This is a genomic window from Raoultibacter timonensis, from assembly GCF_022845715.1.
In the GTDB taxonomy this organism is placed as follows: domain Bacteria; phylum Actinomycetota; class Coriobacteriia; order Coriobacteriales; family Eggerthellaceae; genus Raoultibacter; species Raoultibacter timonensis.
Map to the genome: position 1 here is coordinate 2,252,409 of NZ_AP025564.1, position 23,733 is coordinate 2,276,141.

The window sequence follows — 23,733 nt, forward strand, 5'->3', positions numbered from 1 at the left end:
TTACGCGCGCCGCCGGGCCGGCGAGGGGCGGCGCAGCCGAGCGGCGAGGGACGGAGAGCGTAGCCGGGCAACGAGGGGCGGCGCAGCCGAGCGGCGAGGGACGGCGTTGCAAAGCGCCGCCGTGTCCGCCAACCGCCTCCGTGCGAGGAATTTCGAGGTGTGAGTGCGAACCGCAGCCGCATAATCCCTGGTCAGAATTCTCCCGTGGAAGCATTTCCGCCAAATACCCTCGCACGGAGGCGGTTCGCGGACATCGCTGCCCGCGAATCCAGCCCATCGGGGCGCAAAAAGCGGTTCGGCCGCATAAGGCCGAACCGCTCGCTTGCCAACCGCTCAATCGCGAATTTATTCTTACCTGCGATGTTCCTTCTTGTCGTTCAGAAGGCGGTTCAGCGCGTTGAGGTACGCCTTCGTGGAAGAGACGACGATATCGCCGTCGGCACCGCGGCCGGTGTAGATGCTGCCCGACGGATCGGTCACGCGGATGGTCACCTCGCCGAGCGCGTCGATGCCGCGGGTTACCGATTGCACCGCGTATTCGGTGAGGTCGTTATCGACCTGCACGATCTTGTCGACGGCCTTGCACATCGCATCGATCGGACCCGTGCCGAACTCGCAGGCGGTGACCACCTGGTCGGCCTGGTTGCGCAGCGTGACCGTCGCGGTCGGCGTAAGCGGGAAACCGCAGCTGATCTGCACGCCTTCGAGCATGTAGATCGCGTTCTCGTTGCGGTCGCGCTCGTTGACGAGGCTTTCGAGATCCTCGTCGTAGACTTCCTTCTTCTTGTCGGCCAGATCCAAAAACGCCCCGTACACCTGGTCGAGCGCCTCGCCCTCGAGCTCGTATCCGAGCTCTTCCAAGCGGTGCTTCAGCGCCGCATGGCCGCTGCGGGCCGTGAGCACGATCTGGCTCTGCCCCGCCCCCACATCGGCGGGATCGATGATCTCGTAGGTGTCGCGCTTCTTGAGCACGCCGTCCTGGTGGATGCCCGAGGAGTGCGCGAACGCATTCGCGCCGACGATGGCCTTGTTGGCCTGCACGTTCATGCCCGTGATCGAGGAAACGAGGCGGCTCGCCTTCAAGAACTCGCGGGTGTTCACATCGGTGTGCGCATCGAGCTCCTGCTCGTGCATGCGGATGGCCATGACCACTTCCTCCATGGCCGTGTTACCCGCGCGTTCGCCGAGACCGTTGATCGTGCACTCGATCTGCGTCGCTCCGTTTTTCACGCCTTCCATGGCAAGTGCGGTCGCCATGCCCAGATCGTTATGGCAATGGACGGCGACCGTCACGTTCTCGATGCCGTTCACGTTATCCATGAGGTATTTGATGCGGCGACCGAACTCCTCGGGCAGCGAATAGCCCGTGGTGTCGGGAATGTTCACAACCGTCGCACCGTTGTCGATGGCGGTCTGGATCACGCGGACGAGGAAATCGTAGTCGGAACGACCCGCATCCTCGGCGTAGAACTGCACGTCTTCGACGAATTGCTTGGCGTAGCTCACACAATGGGCCGTACGCTTGAGGCATTCCTCTTCGGTGATGCGCAGCTTGTCTTGCAGATGGCTCGGGCTCACGCCGATGCCGGTATGGATGCGGGGGCGTTTGGCGTACTTGAGCGCATCCGCCGCCGAATCGATATCCTTCTCCACCGCGCGGGTAAGCGCGCAAACCGTAGCCTGATCGCCCGCCAGCTCTGCGATGCGGCGAACGCTCTCGAAATCGCCGGGACTCGATATGGGGAAGCCCGCTTCGATAACGTCCACGTTGAGCCTTAGTAGCTCGCGCGCAACGACCAACTTCTCTTCCGTATTCATGGACGCGCCAGGCGACTGCTCGCCATCGCGCAAGGTGGTATCGAAGATTTGGATCTTGCGTGTCATGAGCTACCCTTTCTACTCGCTCAACATTAATTTGACAATCATAGCAAATATGCCGGATAGCGCCGCGAGATCCCCAACAAGGCACCTATTTTATCACGATGTCGCCACCGATGGCGGACAACGCCTGTCGCGGCGCGCCCGAAACGCATCGGTCCGTCCCCGAAGAAGTAAAAAGGCGCCGACATCGTCGGCGCCCGTCACGCGTTCGACGTGCTTACAGTTTTACGTACCAGAGGTTCTTGAGCTCGCCCAATCCCTCTCGAAGCCTGTCCATGGTGGAATCGTCGACCGCGCCTTCGACGTTCATGTACACAAGAGCGTTCTTCTCCTTCTCTTTCATGCCCACCTGCATCGTCGTGATGTTGATGCCCGCGCTTCCGAGAATCGTTCCGATCGTACCGATCTTACCCGGCGCATCGACGTATTCGAAGATGAGTGACTGCGATGCCGGCGCGATGTCGATCTGATAGCCGAATAAGGAGACGATGCGCGGAACCTGGGCGGTATCGGCAAGCGTGCAGGAGATCTCGGTGCCATCGGCCACGATGGAAACCGCCGAAGCGTACCCTTGCGCGTCGGGGCGCGACTGGGTCTCGACCTTGATGCCGTGGCGCTTCGCCACCGCCTCGGCGTTCACAGGCGTGACCGCAACGTTCTTGTACGAAAGGATGCCCCCCATGGTTCCCGCAACGAGAATCGAGGGGTCGGCGCCAGCGAGCGAACCTGCAGCCGTGAGCTTCAGGTATTGCGGGATGTCGCCGTCGATCTGCGCAAGCATCGAGCCCATGAGCTGGCAGGCGGGAACGTACGGGCCGACTGCATCCATGATCTCGGGCGGCACGAGCGCCATGTTGACGGCGGTGGGCACGATGGAACCCTCGAGGCCCGCTGCAACGTATTCCGCGATCTGGGTGCCTGCTCGCGTCTGGGCTTCTTTGGTGGAAGCGCCCAGATGGGGCGTGAGGATGACGTTGTCGAACTCGTGCAGGGGGCTTTCCGTGCAGGGCTCGGTCTCGTACACGTCGATCGCCGCGCCGCCGATCTTGCCCGCAGCCACGAAATCCGCGAGCGATTCTATGTTGTAGATGCCGCCGCGAGCCGTGTTCACGAGGATGACGCCGTCCTTCATGGCTGCATACTGGGCAGGGCCGAACATGCCGATGGTCTCCTTCGTTTTTGGAAGGTGCACCGTGATGAAATCAGCGAGGGGAACGATGTCGTCGACGTTGTCGTAGAGCTCTACGCCGAGCTGCTCGGCGCGCTCGGGACTGCAGTACGGGTCGTAGCCGATAAGGTTCATGCCGAAAGCGCGGGCGCGCTCGGCAACGAGACCGCCGACGCGGCCGAGTCCGAAGATCGCAAGCGTCTTCTCGTAGAGCTCGGTTCCGGTGAATTTCGAACGCTCCCACCTTCCTTCTTTCATGGAGGCAACCGCCTGCGGGGTCTTGCGGGCGCAGGCGAGCATAAGGCAGAGCGTCTGCTCGGCGGCGGAAACGATGTTCGAGGTCGGAGCGTTGCATACGATGATGCCCCGCTCGGTCGCCGCCTCGACATCGACGTTGTCGATGCCGACGCCCGCTCGGCCGATGATTCGCAGGTTGGCGGCGGCCTCGATTACGTCGCGGGTCACCTTCGTGGCACTGCGCACTATGAGCGCATCGTAGGGCGCAATCTCCGCAATGAGCTCCTCGGGAGCCATATCGAGTTTGACGTCTACCTCAAGGCCCTTATCCCGTAGAATCGCCAGACCCTCGTCGGCAAGCTTCTCGGTAACGAGCACCTTCTTCGTCATAGCGGCAACCACCCATCTTTCATCTCTTGATTTCGACGTATACGATACCCGACGTATCGGATCGTGCGCCTTTCGCGCCGGTAACGGTAGAGCATTCTACCCCAAAAGCAACCGGAGGCCTCCATGATAAAACGAAACCGCGCACCAAGCCGAGCGAGCGGACGAAAGACCAGAGAAAACAACGGTTTCGAAAACAACGGAGCGCGCGGCCGATCCCAATCGGCAACGCGAAAGCGACGGCTGGCGCACAACGAAACGGGCGGCACCGCAATCGGTACCGCCCGTTGATTCCCGGCATGCCGCCCTGCCGACCTGCTCCGCAGCGCCGTCTTCCGCGCCCGGACCATGCGGCTCGCCCAGGCGGCAACGGCGCATCGGGCAAGCGCTTCGAGAACGGCCGTTTACGCGTGCGCCTTCTCGAAGCCGTCCATGAACTCGACGAGCTTCTCGACGCCCGCCTTCGGCATCGCGTTGTAGATGCTCGCACGCATGCCGCCGACCGAGCGGTGGCCCTTGAGGTTCACGAGGCCCGCTTCCTTCGCCTCGGCCACGAACGCCGCATCGAGCTCGTCTGAGCCGGTGACGAACGGCACGTTCATGAGCGAGCGGTCCTGTTTGCGGACGGTTCCCCTGAAGAGCTTGCTCTGGTCGAGGTAGTCGTAGAGGATGGCGGCCTTCTCGACGTTGCGCTTGCCGATAGCCTCGAGCCCGCCCTGATCTTTCAGCCACTTGAACACCTTGCCGCAGATGTAGATGCCGTAGGCGGGCGGCGTGTTGTACAGCGAATCGGCATCGGCCTGGGTCTTCCATTTGAGCATGGTCGGCGTGCCTTCGAGCACGTCGTCGGTGATCAGATCCTCGCGGATGATGTCGATCACCACGCCGGCGGGGCCGATGTTCTTCTGCGCTCCGCCGTACATCACGGCGTACTTCGTGATGTCGACCGGCTCGGAAAGGAAGCACGACGAAACGTCGGCCACGAGATCTTTGCCCTTCGTGTTGGGCAGCGTATGGAACTTCGTGCCGTAGATGGTGTTGTTCTCGCAGATGTAGACGTAGTCGGCGTCTTCGGAGATCGGAAGATCGGAGCAGTCGGGGATGTAGGAGAACGTCTCGTCCTCGCTCGAGGCGATGGCGCGGGCGTCGCCGTAGATCTTACCTTCCTTCCACGCCTTCTTCGCCCACGAGCCCGTGATGATGTAGTCGGCCACGCGGTTCTTCATGAGGTTCATCGGCACGGCGGCGAACTGCTGCGAGGCACCGCCTTGCAAGAACAGCACCTTGTAGTTGTCGGGAATGCCGATGAGCTCGCGAAGATCGGCCTCGGCCGTTTCGATGATCTCGGCGAAGGGCTTCGATCGATGGCTCATCTCCATGACCGACATGCCGGCACCGCGGTAATCGAGCATCTCGGCCGCGGCCTCTGCCAGAACCTCTTCCGGCAAAACAGCCGGTCCCGCTGAGAAGTTGTACACCCTGCCCATGTTCACGATCTCCTTTTCTCCCTGGTACTGCCCTACCGACTGCGGCTTCGATGCGTTGACGCAGTCGGAAGAAAGCCTCGGTTCAATTCTCGCATTGTAATACGGAACGACCCCGATGATGCGCGTCGCGTGAGAAAAGTACAGCGGACGGTCGGATGAGGTGCGCTACTTCAAGCTCGCACCGAGCTTGCGCGCCTCTTCCAGTCCGGGATTTCCCGCAATCGCGCCCTTTTCGAACACGCTGCCGACCGCGACGACCCCCTTGTCGTCCATGCCCGAATACGCCGTGAGGGCGCGGTACGTATCGATCATGTACCTCGATATGGAATGGTCCTTGTCTTCGAACGCAGTCAAGAGCACCGTCGACTTGATGGAAAAGGGCTTTGCGATGCCGCAGAACATGCGGTCCATGAACGCCTTGATCTGCGCGGAGAACGTGAAGCAGTAGATGGGCGTCACGTAGGCGAGCGTATCGCAGCGGTGCAGAAGCGGGTAGGCTTCTTGCATGTCGTCCTCTTGGCAGCATGCACCCTCGTGGGCGAAGCAATAGTTGCACCCGAGGCACCCCTTGATATCCGCACGACCCGCATCGAAACGCACGACGGAATTCCCCGCCCCTTGCGCGCCCTCGACGAACGCATCGGCGAGTAGCGCCGTGTTCCCGCCCACACGCGGGCTTCCCGTAACAACCAGTATGTCCGCCATCGACAACCTCCTCGGTTGAATACCTCACTGTCGCTTTTCAGTCTAGCCTATACAGAAGCTCTTGATTTTGCGATTACCCAAGAAAGCTCGTGCAACAGTTCCGTTGAAAACGGTCCCGGATGGCAGGGAGGTTGATCCCGTCCAGCGGCAATGACGATGGTGGGAGCGGTCCAACTGCGTGCGGCCCCATTGATGCGGCGAAGATGAGCTCGTCGTATGGCGCGTTGTGCACACCTCGTAGGATATCGACGACTATGCTCTTGTCGATCTCGCGGATTAGCGGCACCGATCCGCTGCCGGATGCCCCGCGGATCGGCACTCGCAACAGGTACAACGCAGACCCGGCAAACGAACGCCCCCGGTTCAGGCAACCGGGGGCGTTCTCCTGTCAGACTCGCGTCCCGTTCGACCGCCTAGCGCTTGATCCAGCTGAACATCGAGCGGATGTCGGCGCCGACCTTCTCGATCTGGGCGTTCGCATGCTCTTCGCGCTGCTCTTTCAGCCACTTCTGGCCGTTTCTCGAATCCTCCATGAACTCGTGGGCGAATTCGCCGTTCTGAATGCGCGTAAGGATGGTCTTCATGGCGGCCTTCGCCTCACCCGTAACCACCTTCGGACCTGCATAGTAGTCGCCGTACTCTGCAGTGTTCGAGATCGAATAGCGCATGTTCGCCATACCGCCCTCGTACATGAGATCCACGATGAGCTTCATCTCATGGAAGCACTCGAAGTACGCCATCTCGGGCGGGTAGCCCGCCTCGACGAGCGTCTCGAACCCGGCGTTGATGAGCGCGGTCACGCCGCCGCAAAGCACCGCCTGCTCGCCGAACAAATCGGTCTCGGTCTCGTTCTTGAACGTGGTCTCGATAACGCCCGCGCGGGCGCCGCCGATGCCCCACGCATAGGAGAGCGCAGTCGCCATGGCGTTGCCCGATGCATCCTGGGCGACGCAGGCGAGGCACGGCACGCCCGCACCCTCGACGAACACGCGGCGCACCATGTGGCCGGGCCCTTTCGGGGCGACCATGATGACGTCGACGTCCGCCGGCGGCTCGATGTAGCCGAAGTGGATGTTGAAGCCGTGGGCGAACGCAAGCGTGTCCCCCGCCTTCAGGTTCGGCTCGATCTCGGACTTATAGGTTTCCGCCTGCGTCTCGTCGGGCGTGAGGATCATGATGAGGTCGGCCTCAGCCGCAGCGGTCGCGATGTCGACCACCTTGAGCCCCGCCTCCTCGGCCTCGGCCCGAGAGCGGGAGCCCTCACGCAAGCCGACGCGCACGTCGCATCCGGAATCCTTCAGGTTGAGCGCATGGGCGTGGCCCTGTGATCCGTATCCGATGATCGCGATCTTCTTGTCCTGGATGATGCTCGGATCGCAATCGTTTTCGTGGTATACCGTTACAGCCATGGTTTTTCTATCCTTTCATCTGGCTTTTATCTACCGGGTAAAACCTTTGTCTGCGCAGCGCTCGCACGTGCGGCGCCTCGTCATATACAGCCGCATCACGGCTGAGACCAAGCTTTCCGCTCGTAGATCCACCGCATAATCCGCAGGGCTTTTCGCACCACCATGCTAGTCCTTGCTGTTGCGCGACATGGCGATCTTGCCGGTGCGGGTGATCTCCTTTATGCCGTAGGCGCGGAACAGGTCTTCCATGCCCTTGAGCTTGTTCTCGTCGCCCGTGGCCTCGATGGTGAGCGAGCTTTTACCCACATCGACGATCTTCGCGCGGAACACGTTCGCGATCTCGATGATCTCGTTGCGCCGTTCGGGCGCTGCGTTCACTTTGAACAGCACGAGCTCGCGCTCGATGGCCGCGTCGTTGGTGAGGTCGGTGATCTTATGGACGCTGATGAGCTTGTGGAGCTGCTTGGTGATCTGCTCGTATGACACGTCGTCGGCCTTCACGATGGCGGTCACCCGCGACATCGTGGGATCCTCGGTAGGGCCCACCGACAGCGATTCGATATTGAACCCGCGCCTCGATATGAGCCCGGTCACGCGGCTCAAAACACCGGGCTTGTTCTCCACGAGAACGGAAAGAATATGCCTCATCGCCTGCCCCCCTTCTCGTCCTGCTCGTCATCGCCGAGCGTACGCACCGCACCGACCGCTACATCGATCGCGCCGATGACATCGTTCATCGCCTTGCCCGGCGCCACCATCGGATACACGTTCTGGTCGCGCGAGATGACCACATCGAGCAGATAGGGACCCTCGGCGCAGAGCATCGCTTCGAGCGCATCTACCAAATCGTTCGGTCGGCTTACCTGCGCAGCCTGCCATCCGTACGCCTCGGCGAGCTTCACGAAATCGGGTACCGGGTCGAGCAGCGTCGAAGAGTACCGCTCGTTGTAGAAGAGCTTCTGCCACTGGTGAACCATGCCGAGGCAGCGGTTGTCCATGATGAGCACCTTCACCGGTACGTTCTGAATCGCAGCCGTCGCCATTTCCTGAGTGTTCATTTGGAATGACCCATCGCCGGCAACGCAGACGACCGTCTTGTCGGGACACCCGAGCGCAGCCCCGATCGATGCGGGGAAGCCGAAGCCCATCGTGCCGAGGCCGCCGCTTGTAATGAATGAACGGGGCGTCTCGCGCTGAATGTGCTGCGCGGCCCACATCTGATGCTGCCCCACCTCGGTAACCACGACGCTCTTCTCGGGGTCGAGCATGCCCGAAAGCGTGCTCATGACGATCTCGGGAACGATCTCGTCGGGTCTATCGCCAACGCCCGGATGATAGAACGGGAAGCGCTTGCGCCACTCGTCGGCTTGCTCGACCCACGAAGCCGGCGCCGGGGGCACCGCCTGCTTCGCCAGTTCGGCAACCATGTTCCCCAAAACGCCCTTGAGGTCGCCGACGATGGGCACCCGCACCTCGCGCACCTTGCCGATCTCGGCAGGGTCGATGTCGATGTGGATGACCTTCGCGTTGGGCGCGAACTCCGAGAGCTTGCCCGTCACGCGATCGGAGAACCGCGCTCCCGCAGCGATGATCAGATCGGATTCGGTCATGATCATGTTGGCGAACTTCGATCCGTGCATGCCGATCGGGCCGTAGTTCAGATGATGCGATGCGGGAAACGCGCCCTTTCCCATGAGCGTGGTGACGACGGGTATCTGCATGGTTTCGGCGAGCTCGGTCAGCTCGGGCGTCGCACCCGATGAAACGATACCGCCGCCCACGTAGAGCACCGGCCGCTTCGATTCGCGGATGAGGCTGACCGCCTGCTTGACCTGCTTGACGTTGCCTTTGTACGTAGGCCTATACGACGGCAGGTTCACCTCGTCGGGGTAGTCGAACACCATCGCTTCGCTCGCAAGGTCGCTCGGCACGTCGATGAGCACCGGACCGGGACGGCCCGTGCTCGCGATATGGAAGGCCTCGCGAAATGTCTGCGTGAGCTCGTCGGTCGTCTGCAAAAGGTAGCTGTGCTTCACGACCGGCATCGTGATGCCCACGATGTCGGATTCCTGGAACGAATCGGTGCCGATGACGCCGCGCGGCACCTGCCCGGTGATGACCACGAGCGGCACGCTGTCCATGTAGGCGGTCGCAATGCCGGTCACCGTGTTGGTGGCGCCGGGGCCGCTCGTCACGATGGCGACGCCTACGCGTCCCGTTGCGCGCGCGTACCCGTCCGCTTCGTGAACCGCGCCCTGCTCATGGCGCGCAAGCACGTGGCGTATCCGCTTCGAATCGAAAAGCGCATCGTATATTTTGATCGCTTGTCCACCCGGATAGCCGAACACCAGATCGACTCCCTCGGCTTCGAGCGATGCGATGACCGCCTGCGCGCCGGTCATCGTGGTGCCCTGCTTTTCCGTCTTGCTTCCCGGCCGCTCGAAGGCCGCCGGCTGGTTTCTGGTCGAGCTCATGAGAGGATCGCCCCCTTGTCTGCCGAAGTAACGAGTTTCGCATAGCGGGCCAGAACCCCGTGGTCGTGCTTCTGCGCGGGAGGCTGCCACGCTGCGCGCCTGCGCTCGAGCTCAGCATCGTCGACGTCGAGCGTCAGCGCGCGCCCCTCGATGTCGACGGTCACCGAATCGCCCTCATAGATGAGCGCGATCGGGCCGCCTGCCGCCGCTTCGGGGCTCACGTGCCCCACGGCAGGGCCCTTCGTCGCGCCCGAGAACCGCCCGTCGGTGATGAGCGCGACCGACGTGGAGAGCCCCATGCCCACGATCGACGAGGTGGGCGTGAGCATCTCGCGCATACCGGGGCCGCCTTTGGGTCCCTCGTAGCGGATGACCACGACATCGCCCGCCACGATCTTACCGGCGTTGATGGCCGCACAGGCCTCCTCCTCGCTGTCGAACACGCGGGCGGGGCCTGTATGCTTCATCATCGCGGGGTCGACCGCCGCCTTCTTGACGATGGCGCCGTCGGGGGCGATGTTGCCGTGCAGTACCTTGAGCGCGCCCGCCGGAGAGAACGGGTTGTCGTGCGTACGGCACACTTCGCCGTCGGCTCCTCGGCAATGTTTCGCCATGTACGACAGATACTCGCCCATCGGCCCCATGCAGGTGCGCGCGCTGCGGTCGATGAGCCCGAGCTTATCGAGCTCGGCAATGACCACCGGCACGCCGCCGACCTCGTAGAGATCCGACAACGGCCGCGGACCCGAGGGTTGAAGCTTCACAAGATGAGGCGTGCGGGCGGATGCCGCGTCCCAATCGTCCATCGTGATGGGATGGCCCGCTTCGGCGGCGATGGCCGTAAGGTGCAGCACCGTATTCGTAGAGCCGCCGAATGCCATGTCGCATTCCATTGCGTTGCTGATAGCGGCTTTGCTCACGATATCGCGCGCGGTAACGCCCTCGCCCAGAAGCTCCATCACCTTCATGCCCGCGTGCTTGGCGAGGCGGATTCGCTCGGAATAGACTGCGGGAATCGTACCGTTTCCGGGAAGCGCGATGCCGAGTGCCTCGCAGAGGCAGTTCATCGAGTTCGCGGTGAATAGCCCTGAGCAGCTTCCGCAGGTCGGGCACGCGGTATCCTCGAAGTACGCGAGATCCTCTTCGGTCATCGTGCCGTTCTGCACGGCCGCCGCCCCGTCGAACAGCGTGTTGAGATCGGTCGTGGGCCCGCATCCGCCCGGCTGCTTGCCCGCGAGCATCGGCCCCCCCGAAACGAACACCGTGGGAATGTTCACGCGCAGCGCGCCCATGAGCATGCCGGGAACGATCTTGTCGCAGTTGGGGATGCACACCATGGCATCGAACTGATGGCCCTGCACGGCGCACTCCACCGAATCGGCGATGACCTCGCGCGATACGAGCGAGTAGTGCATGCCCTCGTGGTTCATGGCAATGCCGTCGCACACGCCGATGGTGGATATCTCGAAGGGTACGCCGCCCGCCATGTAGATGCCGGCCTTCACGGCATCGGCGATCTTGTCGAGGTTGTTATGCCCGGGAATGATGTCGTTGCGGGAGTTGACGACGGCAACGAGCGGACGCTCAAGCTCCTCGTCGGTTATGCCGTCGGCCTTGAGCAGGCTGCGGTGCGGAGCGCGCGCAACCCCAATCTTCACAGCATCGCTGCGGTAGTGCATGATACGCCTTCCTTTCCCGTTCGCCCATCCGCACCCCGCCGCCCGACGAATCCGTGCAGCTCGTACCTTTGGGCCCGTACAACAAAAAATCCCGCTGCAAGGAGCTTGCACCAGGACATCAGGTAAAGGAAAACACGCACGCTTCGGGCTGTGCGCTCTTCGATCGGACTGATAACGGTTGTCGCCGGTCCAAGCCTACTTGCCATGGTGCACACCGGGAGTTGCCCGGGCTGCGGCCATGTCGTTCGAACTCGACTGCTCGAAGGTGGCTTTCGGGCCGTCCACCACCGGCTCGCAGCAACCGCCGGCTCTCTGAAGATGGATTCGTCCGTACTTTCCTCGTCAACGCATTTGAAGCTATGGATTTGTTGGCTACCGAGTATACTCGCGATTCCCTGTCGCGCAACGCTGAATTTCGAAAAGGAAGAAAAAACTTTAAGAACCTAAGGAATTATCCGAATACCCGGCATAAAAGGGCTCGAAGCCGATATGCAAGACGACAACACGCGTATGCGTGTCCGAACCTGCATACGAACAAGTATAGTAAGATAAGACCATTATCCAAACCGCCAACCGACGGAGGCCCCATGAGCGAGCCGATCTGCTTTCCCACCCGCACCGATTTCAGAAACTGGCTTGAAGACAACTGCGAATCGACCGAGGGCGTTTGGCTGCTGTTCGGAAAAGCGGGCGGCCCGGAAACGCTCAAAGCGGGCGAGGCGCTCGAAGAGGCCCTCTGCTTCGGATGGATCGACGGGCAGATGCAGAGCATTGACGAGACGGTCTACCGCAAGTACTTTGCACAGCGCAGAGCCAACAGCAAGTGGTCGGAGAAGAACAAAACCTTGGTTGGAAAGCTCGAGGAGCGCGGCATCATGACCGATCGCGGCCGCGCGAAGATCGAAGAGGCCAAGCAAAACGGCCAATGGGACGCGCCGAAGCCCCAACAGGCGACCGAAGACCAGATCGGGCAGGTCGCCGCCATACTCGAGGGGCACGAACCGGCCTACAGCAACTTTCTCGCCATGTCGCCATCCGTGAAGAAAACCTACACGCGCGCGTACTTCGACGCGAAGACCGAAGCGGGCCGCGAGAAGCGCCTCGCCTGGATGATCGGCCGCCTGACCGAGAACCTCAAGCCCATGTAGCGCGTTCCCGCGCAGACTAGTGCGGGAAACCTTGCAAAGCAGGCAAGTAAGCCCTGCGCGATCTTGTCGATAAAGGCAAAACGAAGCCGGTTGGCAAAGTCGATGCTACGGTTTTTCAGAGAATCAGCCCCTGGATGGCGGCCAATCGCCGTTTTGCGAAAAACCACCGTAAGAGTTATAAATGGCTTATTTTCTGACCTGCGGGTTTACGAACTCAAGCATCGATCAGCCTTCGAGCGCAGCCCCCGAAGGCCTCATATGGTCGCAAAACGACGATTGGCCGCCATGAGAAAGCCGTTTTCGAACAAAACCTCGGAAACATCCGGATTCACCGACGCTTCGCAGAAACAGCCGCTCGCCCGCTTGGCAGCGCGTCCGATCGAAACGGCTGCAAAAAGGCTGACAACATCGTCTCGGCGTCGACGAAACGAACCGAGCAGCCCTTCGCCATATGCTAATCGGCGACCACCCGTACAAAGGCAGCCGCCGACTCGTCCGCTCTACCGCCCTACGCGCCCAGAGCTAGGGTCGCGCCCGACACCTGCACGTACGATCTTTGCCCTACGCGCCCGGCGCCTTCGGGGCGCTCGGCGCTTTCGGGGCCCCTGGTACGCCGGGGGCCTTCGGGGCAGCCGGTGCGCCAGGGGCGGCGGGCATGCCCGGGGCGGGTGCCGCCTTAGCCCCGCAGCTGGGGCATTCGTCCGCCTTGGGATCGACCTCGGCCCCGCACTGAGGGCATTTCACGGGGCCTGCGTCTACTGTCGGTGGTCTGAAGCACATAGATGAATCTCCTTTTCTCTTCCTATATCGTCAAGCCCGGGCACGCCCGGGCCGGATACCCTGCAACTGAGCTGCATCGAGTCCGCCCGCCACGACTCGCCCGCGGGGGCGGACGATCATAGCCCCGCGTACGCGTCGGGCGAAGCGCCAGGGTGCTCGCCCGCCGACACGCGCGCCACCTCTTCGGCGAGTTCAGGATCCGCGCACTCCTTCGCGCGCATGGTCCTATCCTGTGCAACGACGCGCTTGCGGAACACGAGGCTCAACGCCGTGTAGAGGGCCACCGTCATCGGCGCCACGAGCAGGAACGGCACGGCGAGGTTCCCCGTCGCGTACAGCGTTCCCGCGACGAGCGTGACGATGACGATCGTCGAAACGCCCCGCCAGTTCACCGCCTCGATGTACTTGAGCGACACGATGCCGCGCGTGCCGATCTTAAGGCCGCCGCGCACGATGTAGTAGTCGGTGATGAGCAGGAAGCACCACGACATCGTGAGGATGCTCCCGATGCCCATGAACGAGTTCACGCGGTCGAGGATGTTACCGAAGATGAACACCAGGCCGATCAGGTTCACCGCGGCCACGGCAGCGGGCCATTTCAGCTTGATGCCGAACAGGCTGTCGAACAGGTTCGATATGGCGTTGCTGCTGCTGATGGAGTTCGACGTCTCCACTTTGAGCTGTGAAAGGCAGATGATCACCAAACCCACCAGCCCGAGCGAGAGCACGAACGTGATGCCGGGGTTGGTGATCGCCGCATTCGCAGCGGCCACCTCGTCCAAACCCTGTCCGAGGAAGTACTCGTAGGACACGTTGAAGCCGTAGTAGGCCAACAGCGCGCCGAACACGTAGGTGAGCACGGCGAACACGCTTCCGACCACCGAGATGGCGGCCATGTCGCGCTCGCGCTTGACGAACCGCGTGAAGTCCGACGAGAAGAGCGCCATCAAACCCGACGTCATGATGCTGTAGTTCACCGCATAGGCGAAGCCCTCGAGCTGCCCCACGTGCGGGATGAGCACCCCGTGCGTGAGGGCGTCGACGAGGTGCCCGTCCTGGGCGATGCTCGCCGTCACGAACAGGAGCGCGAGGAACAGCAGCACCACGAACACCATGTTGAACCGCGCGATGAACTTCATGCCGAAGAGCGACATCAGCACCCACGCGGCCGAAATGGCCAGGTACAGCACGTGCTTCACGATCTCGTCGGTCCACCCGAAGTAGTAGATGATCGCGTTGCCGAGCTGCACGGTGCCGATGGCGAGCGTCCCCACGAGGAGGAATATCCAGATGAGCGAATCGAGCGCGGAGCCCTTGGTGCCGAACACGTACAGGCGCGAGGTCACGTTGCTCGGCAGGCCCTCGCGAAGCGATATCCGCCCGACGAAGAACGTCAGAAAGACGCTGAGCGCGAACATGATGGCAGCCGCGCCGAGGCCGAAGTAGCACCCGGCGTAGTACGCGACGATGCCGCCGCCCATGAGCTTGGTCAGGCTCGAGACGACGCCCGAGAGTATCGCCGCGACGCCCGTCCAGCCGATCTTCTTGTCCTCGGGCACCTTTTCGAACAGGGACACCTGCTCGGTCGCAGAGCCCTTTCCCTCAGGTGATTCCATGGTAACCCAGCCTTCCCCCGTGCGATGCAGAAAGCGCGATTGCCGTTTCGGGCAGTTGCGCTGCCTGCATGCAAGTTAAAAGTCCAAAACCGTACGGCCCCCGCGCGACGCAAGACGCGCGCAGGACCCCGCCCTGTGCAAAACCCGATCCGAGCGACCTCGCGGCGCAGAACCGACGCCTTCCCGCGCGGCCTTGAGCCGCAGGACCCCGCACCGCCATGCGGGGGCCCTGCGAAAAACGCTTAGACGATGCCGATGTTCGCCATGATGATCATGACCACGAGAGCGCAGAGCCCGGCTCCGATCGAGATGGCGGCAATGTGCTTGTAGGAGTTCTTGTGGTTCAAGCCCATGGCGGCCAGCATGCCGAACATAGCGCCGGAGTTCGGCAGCGCGCCGCCGATGGTGGCGGAGGTAGCGATGATCTTGGCGAGCGCCGCCGGATCGACTCCGGTTGCCAGATACGGAGCGAGGAAGTTGGCCGAGATGATGCCGACCGCGCCCGAACCGGATCCCATGACGCCGCCCAGAACAGCTGCCATCATAGCGGCCGAGACGTACGCACCGCCCGGCATGTTGAAGATGGCTTCGTAGATCGCCGTGAAGCCCACCGAAGCGGCGACGACGGTGCCCACGCCGACGGCGGCGGAGGTGAACAGCGCCGGCCCGAGCGAGTTCTTGGCACCGGCGCCCATGACGTCGCGCTGGCTCGCAATGTGCTTGTTGAACACGATCATCGATGCGATGACGGCGACGATCATGGCGATGTACACGACGTTGGCAACCTGCAGCTGCGATCCCACGATAATGATGACGATGAGCAGGATGAGGGGAAGCAGGGCCAAGAACAGGTTCGGAAGCTCTTTGTCCTCGGCAACGACGCCGTCTTCCTCGGCTGCCTGGTATCCCTCGCCTTTGGCCTGGGCGCGCTTGAGCGCGAACTTGATGTACAGGCACGAAACCACGATGGCGATCAGCGAACCGACGATGCCCATGATGGGAGCCGCGGTCAACGAGACGCCGCATCCGTTCGCAGCGTTGATCCATGCGATGGCCGGAACGCCGGGGATCATCGCCATGGTGAACGAGCACGCCGCAAGCGACCAGGCGGCGGCGAACAGATGCCACGGGATGTTGCATTCCTTGAACAGCGGCCGCGCCAGCGGTATGAGCGCGAACATGGCCACGAACATCGATATGCCCGCGTAGGTGAGGATGGCGCCTACGGCAGCGATGCCCAGCAGCACCAGATACGGGCTCTTGGTGCCCACCTTGTTCATGATGGCCTGGGCGATGGCTTTAGCGGCACCCGACTTGTCGATGTATTCGCCCAGAATGGCGGCGCCCATGAAAATGAGCAGGTTCTTCTGGACGAATCCAGCCAAACCGGTCACGTATGACGATTCGTTGCCCACCATGGCGGCTCCGATGTCCATGCCGTTGGTGAGCGCGATGATGATAGCGGTTACGATGGATGTGATGAGAACGTTCCAGCCCTTCATGGCTGCAATGACGAAGAACACGAGGCCGACAACTATGCCGACGACTCCTATCCACTCCATGAAACTCCCCTTTCGTTTTTCGCCCGCCATAAGGCAGGCGCTCTGATTCGTTGGCGCTCATCCGAGATGTCCGCATGAGCGTCCGGTCCGTTTCCAAAACCGGCATTTGCAGTCTGGCGGAAGAGCATCCTGCACGCTTTGGAAACGAATCCCCACGTTGGCGGCGGCGTAAAACGCCGCTGCCGCTCGCAAGCAAAACTGCGGCCGCGCGTTCGCCGATCACGTTGGCCGCGAATCGGCGAACGCCGCCGGCCCGATGGCCGACAGGGCCTTACGCCATATCGTTGCGCGTAGCGCGCATGAGCTCGGCCATGCTCTCGTGCTTCATGCGAAGCTCGCTGCGGCCGATGGTTCCGCTCTCGAATTCCGTCAGATCCTCCTTGGTTTCGAACATCGTTCCCAGATCGCCGCGCTGGCGGTTGAGCTCGATGGCCCGCTCGGCATCGAAGGGAACGAGCGGCTCCTTCTCGCGCTGGGGCCAGATGAGGTAGGCCGGCTCGGTGATCTCGGGAGACGGCATCCCCTCCGCCCAGCGGATGTCGGTGTACTTCTCGATGAGCTCGTCGAGCGGCCCGAAATCGAACGCCCGCAGGGGGCACGACGCGGCGCACAAAGGCTTAAGGCCCTCCTCCAGGCGGTCGATGCACATGGTGCACTTGCTCATCTTCTCTCCCGGATCGTCGGAAGCGAACTTCGGCGCGCCGTAGGGGCAGGCGTCGTAGCATTTGCGGCATCCCGTGCACTTATCCTGGTCGACGAGCACCGCTCCGTAGGTCTCCTCCTTGTAGATCGCGTTCTCGGGGCAGGCGGGAATGCACGAGGGCTTCTCGCAGTGAGCGCACGAGTACGCAAGCGGATGGATGCGGATGTTCGGGAACGTACCGCTCTCCCACTCGTACACGGTCAGCCATTTCTCAGCGCCCGGGTCGATCGAGTTCCAATCCTTGCACGCGATGCTGCATGCCTGGCAGGCGTAGCAGCGGTTCTGATCGAAGTGGAATCCGTACTGCGTCATTACAGGGCCTCCTTCTCTCCCAGCGCTTTGCGCGAGGCGATCGCCGTCGCCGCACCGCGCATGCCCGAACGCTCGGCCTCGGGACCGTAGCCCTCGACATCGCCGTCGGCAACCTTCTCCACCTCAACGAGTCCCGCCGTGAGCAACGTGCCCAGGATGTTGGGCAGATGCACGTCGTCAAGCAGGATGTTGGGCGCGCCGCGCATGTCCATGCCGTACGGGTTGCGCTCGGTTTTCTTGCCGCCGCCCTGGAACCATGCGCCGTGGTGCACGGCGGCCGTTCCCGGCATCATGCGGTTGGTCACGTAGGCGGCGAGCTCCATCTCGCCCGTCTCGCTGAACACGCGCACCAGATCTCCGTCGCGCACGCCGCGCGCCTTCGCGTCGACGCCCGAAATCCACACGCCATGTCGGTAGCAGTCCTCGCGCAGAAGCGGGTTGTTGTCGTTCGAAGAATGCTGGCGGTACACCGAAACCGGCGTGACGAGCGACAGCGGGTATTCCTTGGCTTTCGGATTGTAGAAGCCGTCGGCCGCCGCAGTTGCGATACCGCCCTCGACGTAGCTCGGCTCCCATACCGGCATCGGATCGAAATGACCGCGCCACCTGGTCTTGGTGAGATCGTTGTTCTTCACGTAGCTCGACACGAACTCGATTTTGCCCGATTCGGTCTGGAAGGGGTTCATACCCGCCTCGAGGCAGGTTTTGTACGGGTAGTACGGCGTATCGATCGGGATGCGCACGACGGGGTTTGCAACGAATTCGTCCCACGGCTTGGGATCGATGCCCATGCGCTTGAGAACGCCGGATTTGTCTTCGGCCCACTCCTCGTACGCCTCTTTGTAGATGGCGCGCTGGGCGGCGGTCCAATCCTCCCATGCGACGTCGACCATGCGCGGGTTGTACTGCTCGGCCACGCCGAGGCGCTTGGCGATCTGGGTCCACACCCATTCCTTCGAGCGTACCTCGCCGGGATACTCGCAGCCCGCGTCGCTGAACACGAAGTAGTTGCGCATGCCCGACGGGCCGCTCACGAAGCGCTGATGGCCGTACATGTACTGGTCCATGCCCTCGAACTGCCACACGGGCGCCGGCAGCACGATGTCGCAGAACTCCATCGACGGCTGGTTCTTGTGCCACTGGAAACCCCAGTTGAACTCCGTCGAGGCGAAGCCTTCCATGCGCTTGTTCGTGTCGTGGTGGTTGTTCACGTAATTGTTCTCGATGATGAGCATCTGGATGTTGGGAAGCGGTGAATCGTCGGTCGGCGCACCGATGCGGTGGCGGAACTCGTCTTCGCTCATGCGGCCTTCCCAGTAGTCCTTCTGGCAGGCGAGCGTCTCGGTGAGTTTGTTGTTGTTGCAGAGCACCGGGATCGTGTAGTCGGAGGGCGCCTGCTTAAAGTCGGCGAAGGGCGTGGGGATGCGGCCGGGCGTAGGCAGGGCCGAGCCGGTCTGGCATCCGCCCGGGCACGCGATGTTGCCGGTCATCGTCTGGAGCAGCATGGCCGCCGCCGCGCTGTACTCGCCGAGATGGCGCTTCGCGCAGGAGTAGAAGTACTGCAGATGCACCGGTTTGGTGGTGCCGTAGAGCCGCGCGAACTCGCGGATCGTCTCGGCGGGAACCGCGCAGATGGCCTCGGCCCACTCGGGCGTCTTCGCCACGCCGTCCTCGCCCTCGCCCAGGCAGTAGGCGCGCCACTCCTTGAAGCCCTCGGGCTCGACCCACTCGGCCACGTACTCGTGGTCGTAGAGGTCCTCTTCGAAGAGCACCTGCGCCATGGCCAAGAGCATCGCGAGATCGGTACCGGGACGGATGGGGATCCACTGGTCGGCGAGCACTTCGCAGCTCGCGGTGTAGCGCGGATCGACGACGATGGTCTTCACGCCGTACTCGTGGGCGAGCTGCATGTAGTAGGACGTCGGGCCGAACCAGTCGACGACCGGATCCATGCCCCACATGATAATGAGCTTGGAGTTGAACACGTCGGACGCCTCGAAGCCGGGAAGCGCGGGGCTCGTGCCGCTCACCATCGATTTGGTGAGGTCGAAGCCCAGATGGAAGTTCTCGCCCGCGGTGTGGCCCGAAGTCGAATGGTCGCCCCAGAACCCGAAGCTCGCCGGCCACCACTTGGCAAGCGGGAAGCCGTTCTTGCTGAAACTGCCGTACTGCGTGTGGAAGATGCCGAACTCGCCGTACTTCTCTTTGATCTCGATCATTTTCTCGGCAATGGTGTCGAGCGCCTCTTCCCAGCCGATCTCGACGAAGTAACCCTTGCCGGGGCCCTTCTCGCCGATGCGCTTCATAGGATGGGTAAGGCGCGTCTCTCCGTAGAGCTCTTCCTTCCACGCGTGCCCCATCGAGCAGGGGCGCATCTGCACCATGCCGCGCCAGATGCTCTCCCACTCGACATCTTCGCGGCACATGCCGGCATTGACGGTGTCGTCGGGTTCGACGGCGATGAGCTTGCCGTCCTTCTCGTGGCATTTCAGGATGCAGGCGGAATCCCAGCACCCGTTGTTCGGGCACGACGTATAGAAAATCCGCTCGCCCTTGCGTGCCTCTCGTCTCGCATCGATGATATCTTGTTTATCCACCGATTCCTCCTCGTCTTGCGTCGCTGATACGGCGACTCGATTGCGGTGTCGGATCGCGGAGGCATCGATCATGCAGTGCGGGGTCCCCATCGGTGCGCTCCGGTTCTGACCATGGGGCAAAGAATACGGCGGCTTGCAGCGATCGGAAACGTCACCCGCCGATTCGCCGTCGCAATCGGTTTCCGCCGCCGTAAGCTGAGCTTACATGCAGGCTTTGCTTACCGCGGCTGCATAGCGGGCTTGACGGCGAGAAGGCTTCCGCGCCGAACGGCACGGCGAACCGCATGCTCGAAAGGCGCCGTCAGCCCGAAGCGAAGGCGCCCGCACGGCAGAAGCACTTAAGCGCATCGGACCGAAAACGCGCGAAGAGCCGTGATCAGGCGTGTTTCCCGAAGTAGCCCTCGGGAACGTTTTCGCGTATGAATTCCATGAACAAGCGCGCCTGATCGGACATGATGTGGCCCGTATGCCACGTGAGATCGACCGGGTAGCGCATGGGGTCGGTATCGACCTTGAACCAGATGAGGCCCGGCTCGTTGCGATACCGCTCCGCAACGCATTCGGGGATGCTCGTCCACCCGAGCCCCGCTCGGGCACCGTTCACCATGGCCTCGTGCGTATCGAACTGCGCCACCATGTTGTGATCGGTCAGCGAGATGCCGTATCGCTCGCGAAAATGGCGGTTGCCCACCATATGGCGGCCCGAATTCCATTCGTATATGATCATGGGCCACTTGAGCAGCGTTTCGATCTTGACCGGCTGGGGCACGGAGTTGTACGGCGGCTTGTCGGGCGCGCAGTACACGAGGCGCTTGTAGCCGAGCGTTTCGCGCGACAAGCCGTCTTCGAGCGGCTGGTTTTCGAGTATGGCGAAATCGAGCTTGCCGGCCTTGAGCTTCTCCATGAGCTCGGGCTCGTAGCCCGCATCGAGGTGCACGAGGGCTTCGGGGTGATCGTCGTGGAACTTCTTGACGAGGCCCGGCAAGAGCGCAACGCCGTCGTTGAAGCTCATACCCACCTCGATGGTGTTGTCGAAATGCTCGTCGACCGCCGCGAGTTCCGACGCGAGCGCGTTTTCGAGCGTCGATATCTTCTTGGCGAACTTCGTGACGATCTGGCCCGCCGCTGTCGGAACGACACCCGTCGAGGTCCGCTCGTAGAGCTTCGTGCCGTAGCGCGCTTCGATGGCGGCGATCTTCTGAGAAAGCCCCGGGCGCGACATGTACAGCCGCTCCGCCGCTTGGGAGAGGCTTTTCGTCTCCGATATGACCATGAAGATTTCGATGTCGTCCAAAAGCACGCGGCAACCCCCTTGTTCGAACCGCTCGGGCTGAAAGCATGCCCATTGTACCTTTTCTTGTCAAGTGCGTCATATCTTATGGATTTCATGAGAAGCGCCATGCCGAAGCCCTTGGATCGGTAACGTACGTTCAACATCTTGGAACAATCGCGGGGTTTCGATACCGGTATACAATTGCCTGCATGTATACTGCCTAGTATCGCTTATTTCGCATACTGCATTTCAGACGATCCCGAAGGAGGCAAGGCGATGTCGTATCCGCACAGGCTCTACCTGTCGTTTTACTCGTGCGGCTACCGCATCATGCCCGACCCCGAGATAGATGGTGCGCACGTCGAGGCGCCCCATCCCCAAACCGCCCCGTGCGGCCCGACGCCTCCCGACAAACCCGAGCCGAAGCGCGTCAGCCAATTCAATTTCGCCGGCACCGCGCGCCCGAACAACCCCGCCCTGCTCACTCCGATCGATGCGTATCGCCAGCGCAGACGGGCAGGACGGCGGCGCACCGTCGGAGCGTTCGTCGTGCTCGTCCTGCTCATTTGCTTCGGCATCGGAACGGTGGCCTTGGGAGTCGCGCAAAGCAGCGCCGACGCGCTTGACGAATCGTACGTTTTCTCGGGAGCGCTGCCCTTGCTTCCCTTCTCGGACGACCCCAAGGCGGCGAGAGCCGCTACGAGCACGCCGCAGCAGGATTGGAAGCAGGGTACGGTACCGAGTCTGTACCAGAACGATCCGCAGTGGTCCGCCAAGCCCTACGCCTCGTCCACCCTCGGCGCATGCGGGCAGGCTCCGCTGTGCATGGCCATGGTCAACGTCGCGCTCACGGGGTCGCACGACGTCCTTCCCATGGATGCCGCCAAAACGATCGAAGAAGGCGGGTTCGCTTCCAACGGCGCAACCGATGCCTCTTTCATCCCCGAAACGGCAGCCGCCCTCGGTCTCGACGCCGTCGAGGTTTCGGCTGACGAATCGAGCGTGCGCAGGCAGATCATAGCGGGCAAGCCCGTCATCTGCGTTATGGGACCCGGCGATTTCGCCGAAACGCAGAGCTTCATCGTGCTTTCGGGCATCGACATGGACAGCAAGCTCATCGTCCACGATCCCGCAAGCGACTCGCGCAGCAAAGGCTGGGATTTCGAGACGATTCTCGGCCAGGCCGAGTCGTTGTGGGCGATATCGGCGCCCGCCGCTTCGGCCTAGCGGACGCAAGCGGGCCACCGCGGTTTCGCAAAGCAGGCTGTGCGGCGATGGTACAATGGATGTCGGCCGCCGGAAGGCGGTCGCGCCATAGCCTTGCCACCGATCGCGAAAGTCAACGATATGATTTACGATAACGTCCTCGACGCCATGGGCCGTACGCCCATGATCCGCCTCAACCACCTCTCGGAACCCAACGCCGCGCAGATCCTCGTGAAATACGAAGGCATCAACATCGGCGGATCGATTAAAACCAGGACGGCGTTTCAGATGCTGGCCGCAGCGGAAAAACGGGGCGATATAGGACCCGGCACGATCATCGTCGAGCCGACGAGCGGAAACCAGGGCATCGGGCTTGCCCTCGTGTGCGCCGTCAAGGGGTACGCCGCCAAGATCATCATGCCCGATTCGGTGAGCGTCGAACGGCGCAAACTCGTACGGCACTACGGCGCCGAAGTCATCATCGTGCACGACGAGGGCGATATCGGCAAATGCATAGCCGAGTGCATCGCCACCGCCGAGCGCATGGCCGAAGAGGATTCCCGCGTCTACATTCCCCAGCAGTTCGAGAACGTCGACAACCTGCTCGCCCACAAGTACCACACCGCGCTTGAAATCCTCGAAGACGTCGAGGGGCCCATCCACGGCTTCTGCGCCGGCATCGGAACGGGCGGCACCATTTCGGGCGTCGGCCAGGTTTTGAAGGCCCTCTACCCCGATGTTTCCATCTGGGCGGTCGAACCCGAAAACGCCGCCATCCTCTCGGGCGGGGGCATCGGCACGCATCTGCAGATGGGCATCGGCGACGGGCTCATCCCCGATATCCTCGATCAGGACATCTACGACGACGTATGCGTGATATCCGACGAGGAGGCGCTTGAGACCGCACGCCAGCTCGCCCGCGAAGAGGGCCTCATGGTGGGCGTGTCGAGCGGAACGAACGTAGCCGCGGCACGCAGGCTGGCGCGCAAGCTCGGTGCGGGCAAAACCGTGGTAACCATCCTGCCCGACACCGGCGAGCGCTATTTCTCGACTGAACTGTTCGACGAGTAGGCAGTTATGGATCGTCCAGCGTTCATCCCCGCGGACGA

General features: G+C 62.2%; 17 protein-coding genes. 3 read left to right on the forward strand and 14 right to left on the reverse strand.

What is annotated here, in order from left to right:
- Positions 1–351 precede the first annotated feature (351 nt).
- The 8 genes from MWL89_RS09235 to ilvD form a co-directional block, all read right to left on the reverse strand.
- Positions 352–1,884, reverse strand: coding sequence for a 2-isopropylmalate synthase (locus tag MWL89_RS09235; RefSeq protein WP_244385809.1), 1,533 nt, complete (start codon positions 1,882–1,884; stop codon positions 352–354).
- Positions 1,885–2,098: 214 nt separating this feature from the next.
- Positions 2,099–3,676: a phosphoglycerate dehydrogenase gene (gene serA / locus MWL89_RS09240; protein ID WP_102377956.1), complete on the reverse strand. Its 1,578-nt coding sequence runs from the start codon at positions 3,674–3,676 to the stop codon at positions 2,099–2,101.
- Between the two features lie 401 nt (positions 3,677–4,077).
- Positions 4,078–5,160 carry a 3-phosphoserine/phosphohydroxythreonine transaminase gene (serC, locus tag MWL89_RS09245; protein WP_244385810.1) on the reverse strand — a complete coding sequence of 361 codons (1,083 nt, stop codon included), beginning with the start codon at positions 5,158–5,160 and terminating at the stop codon, positions 4,078–4,080.
- A gap of 165 nt (positions 5,161–5,325) precedes the next feature.
- Positions 5,326–5,865: a flavodoxin family protein gene (locus MWL89_RS09250; RefSeq protein WP_244385811.1), complete on the reverse strand. Its 540-nt coding sequence runs from the start codon at positions 5,863–5,865 to the stop codon at positions 5,326–5,328.
- A 413-nt stretch (positions 5,866–6,278) separates the two neighbouring features.
- Positions 6,279–7,274, reverse strand: a complete 996-nt coding sequence (ilvC, locus tag MWL89_RS09255; RefSeq protein ID WP_244385812.1) for a ketol-acid reductoisomerase — start codon at positions 7,272–7,274, stop codon at positions 6,279–6,281.
- A 165-nt stretch (positions 7,275–7,439) separates the two neighbouring features.
- Positions 7,440–7,922, reverse strand: coding sequence for an acetolactate synthase small subunit (gene ilvN / locus MWL89_RS09260; protein WP_102377951.1), 483 nt, complete (start codon positions 7,920–7,922; stop codon positions 7,440–7,442).
- On the reverse strand, positions 7,919–9,748 hold the full coding sequence (gene ilvB / locus MWL89_RS09265) for a biosynthetic-type acetolactate synthase large subunit (RefSeq protein WP_244385813.1): 1,830 nt from the start codon (positions 9,746–9,748) through the stop codon (positions 7,919–7,921). Before ilvB ends, ilvN begins: the two co-directional genes overlap by 4 nt.
- A complete protein-coding gene (gene ilvD, locus MWL89_RS09270; protein WP_244385814.1) occupies positions 9,745–11,427 on the reverse strand; it encodes a dihydroxy-acid dehydratase in 1,683 nt (560 codons plus the stop codon). Before ilvD ends, ilvB begins: the two co-directional genes overlap by 4 nt.
- A 587-nt stretch (positions 11,428–12,014) precedes the next feature.
- Here ilvD and MWL89_RS09275 point away from each other — a divergent pair.
- A complete protein-coding gene (locus MWL89_RS09275; protein ID WP_244385815.1) occupies positions 12,015–12,575 on the forward strand; it encodes a YdeI/OmpD-associated family protein in 561 nt (186 codons plus the stop codon).
- Between the two features lie 561 nt (positions 12,576–13,136).
- Here the strand turns inward: MWL89_RS09275 and MWL89_RS16395 are convergent.
- The 6 genes from MWL89_RS16395 to MWL89_RS09300 form a co-directional block, all read right to left on the reverse strand.
- Positions 13,137–13,355 carry a zinc-ribbon domain-containing protein gene (locus MWL89_RS16395; RefSeq protein ID WP_367997871.1) on the reverse strand — a complete coding sequence of 73 codons (219 nt, stop codon included), beginning with the start codon at positions 13,353–13,355 and terminating at the stop codon, positions 13,137–13,139.
- 116 nt (positions 13,356–13,471) lie between these two features.
- Complete coding sequence (locus MWL89_RS09280) at positions 13,472–14,971, reverse strand: purine-cytosine permease family protein (protein ID WP_244385816.1); 1,500 nt, start codon at positions 14,969–14,971, stop codon at positions 13,472–13,474.
- A 242-nt stretch (positions 14,972–15,213) separates the two neighbouring features.
- Positions 15,214–16,533: a GntP family permease gene (locus MWL89_RS09285; protein WP_244385817.1), complete on the reverse strand. Its 1,320-nt coding sequence runs from the start codon at positions 16,531–16,533 to the stop codon at positions 15,214–15,216.
- A gap of 271 nt (positions 16,534–16,804) precedes the next feature.
- Entirely contained in the window at positions 16,805–17,548 is a 744-nt protein-coding gene (locus tag MWL89_RS09290; protein WP_102377945.1) for a 4Fe-4S dicluster domain-containing protein, read from the reverse strand.
- Complete coding sequence (locus tag MWL89_RS09295; protein ID WP_244385818.1) at positions 17,548–20,145, reverse strand: molybdopterin-containing oxidoreductase family protein; 2,598 nt, start codon at positions 20,143–20,145, stop codon at positions 17,548–17,550. The genes MWL89_RS09290 and MWL89_RS09295 overlap by 1 nt, the downstream gene beginning before the upstream one ends.
- Positions 20,146–20,521: 376 nt before the next feature.
- Positions 20,522–21,439 carry a LysR family transcriptional regulator gene (locus MWL89_RS09300; RefSeq protein ID WP_244385819.1) on the reverse strand — a complete coding sequence of 306 codons (918 nt, stop codon included), beginning with the start codon at positions 21,437–21,439 and terminating at the stop codon, positions 20,522–20,524.
- Positions 21,440–21,694: 255 nt separating this feature from the next.
- Between MWL89_RS09300 and MWL89_RS09305 the strand changes: the two genes are divergently transcribed.
- Both MWL89_RS09305 and cysK read left to right on the forward strand, forming a co-directional pair.
- Complete coding sequence (locus MWL89_RS09305; protein ID WP_244385820.1) at positions 21,695–22,645, forward strand: C39 family peptidase; 951 nt, start codon at positions 21,695–21,697, stop codon at positions 22,643–22,645.
- 120 nt (positions 22,646–22,765) lie between these two features.
- On the forward strand, positions 22,766–23,695 hold the full coding sequence (gene cysK, locus MWL89_RS09310) for a cysteine synthase A (protein WP_244385821.1): 930 nt from the start codon (positions 22,766–22,768) through the stop codon (positions 23,693–23,695).
- Positions 23,696–23,733 lie beyond the last annotated feature (38 nt).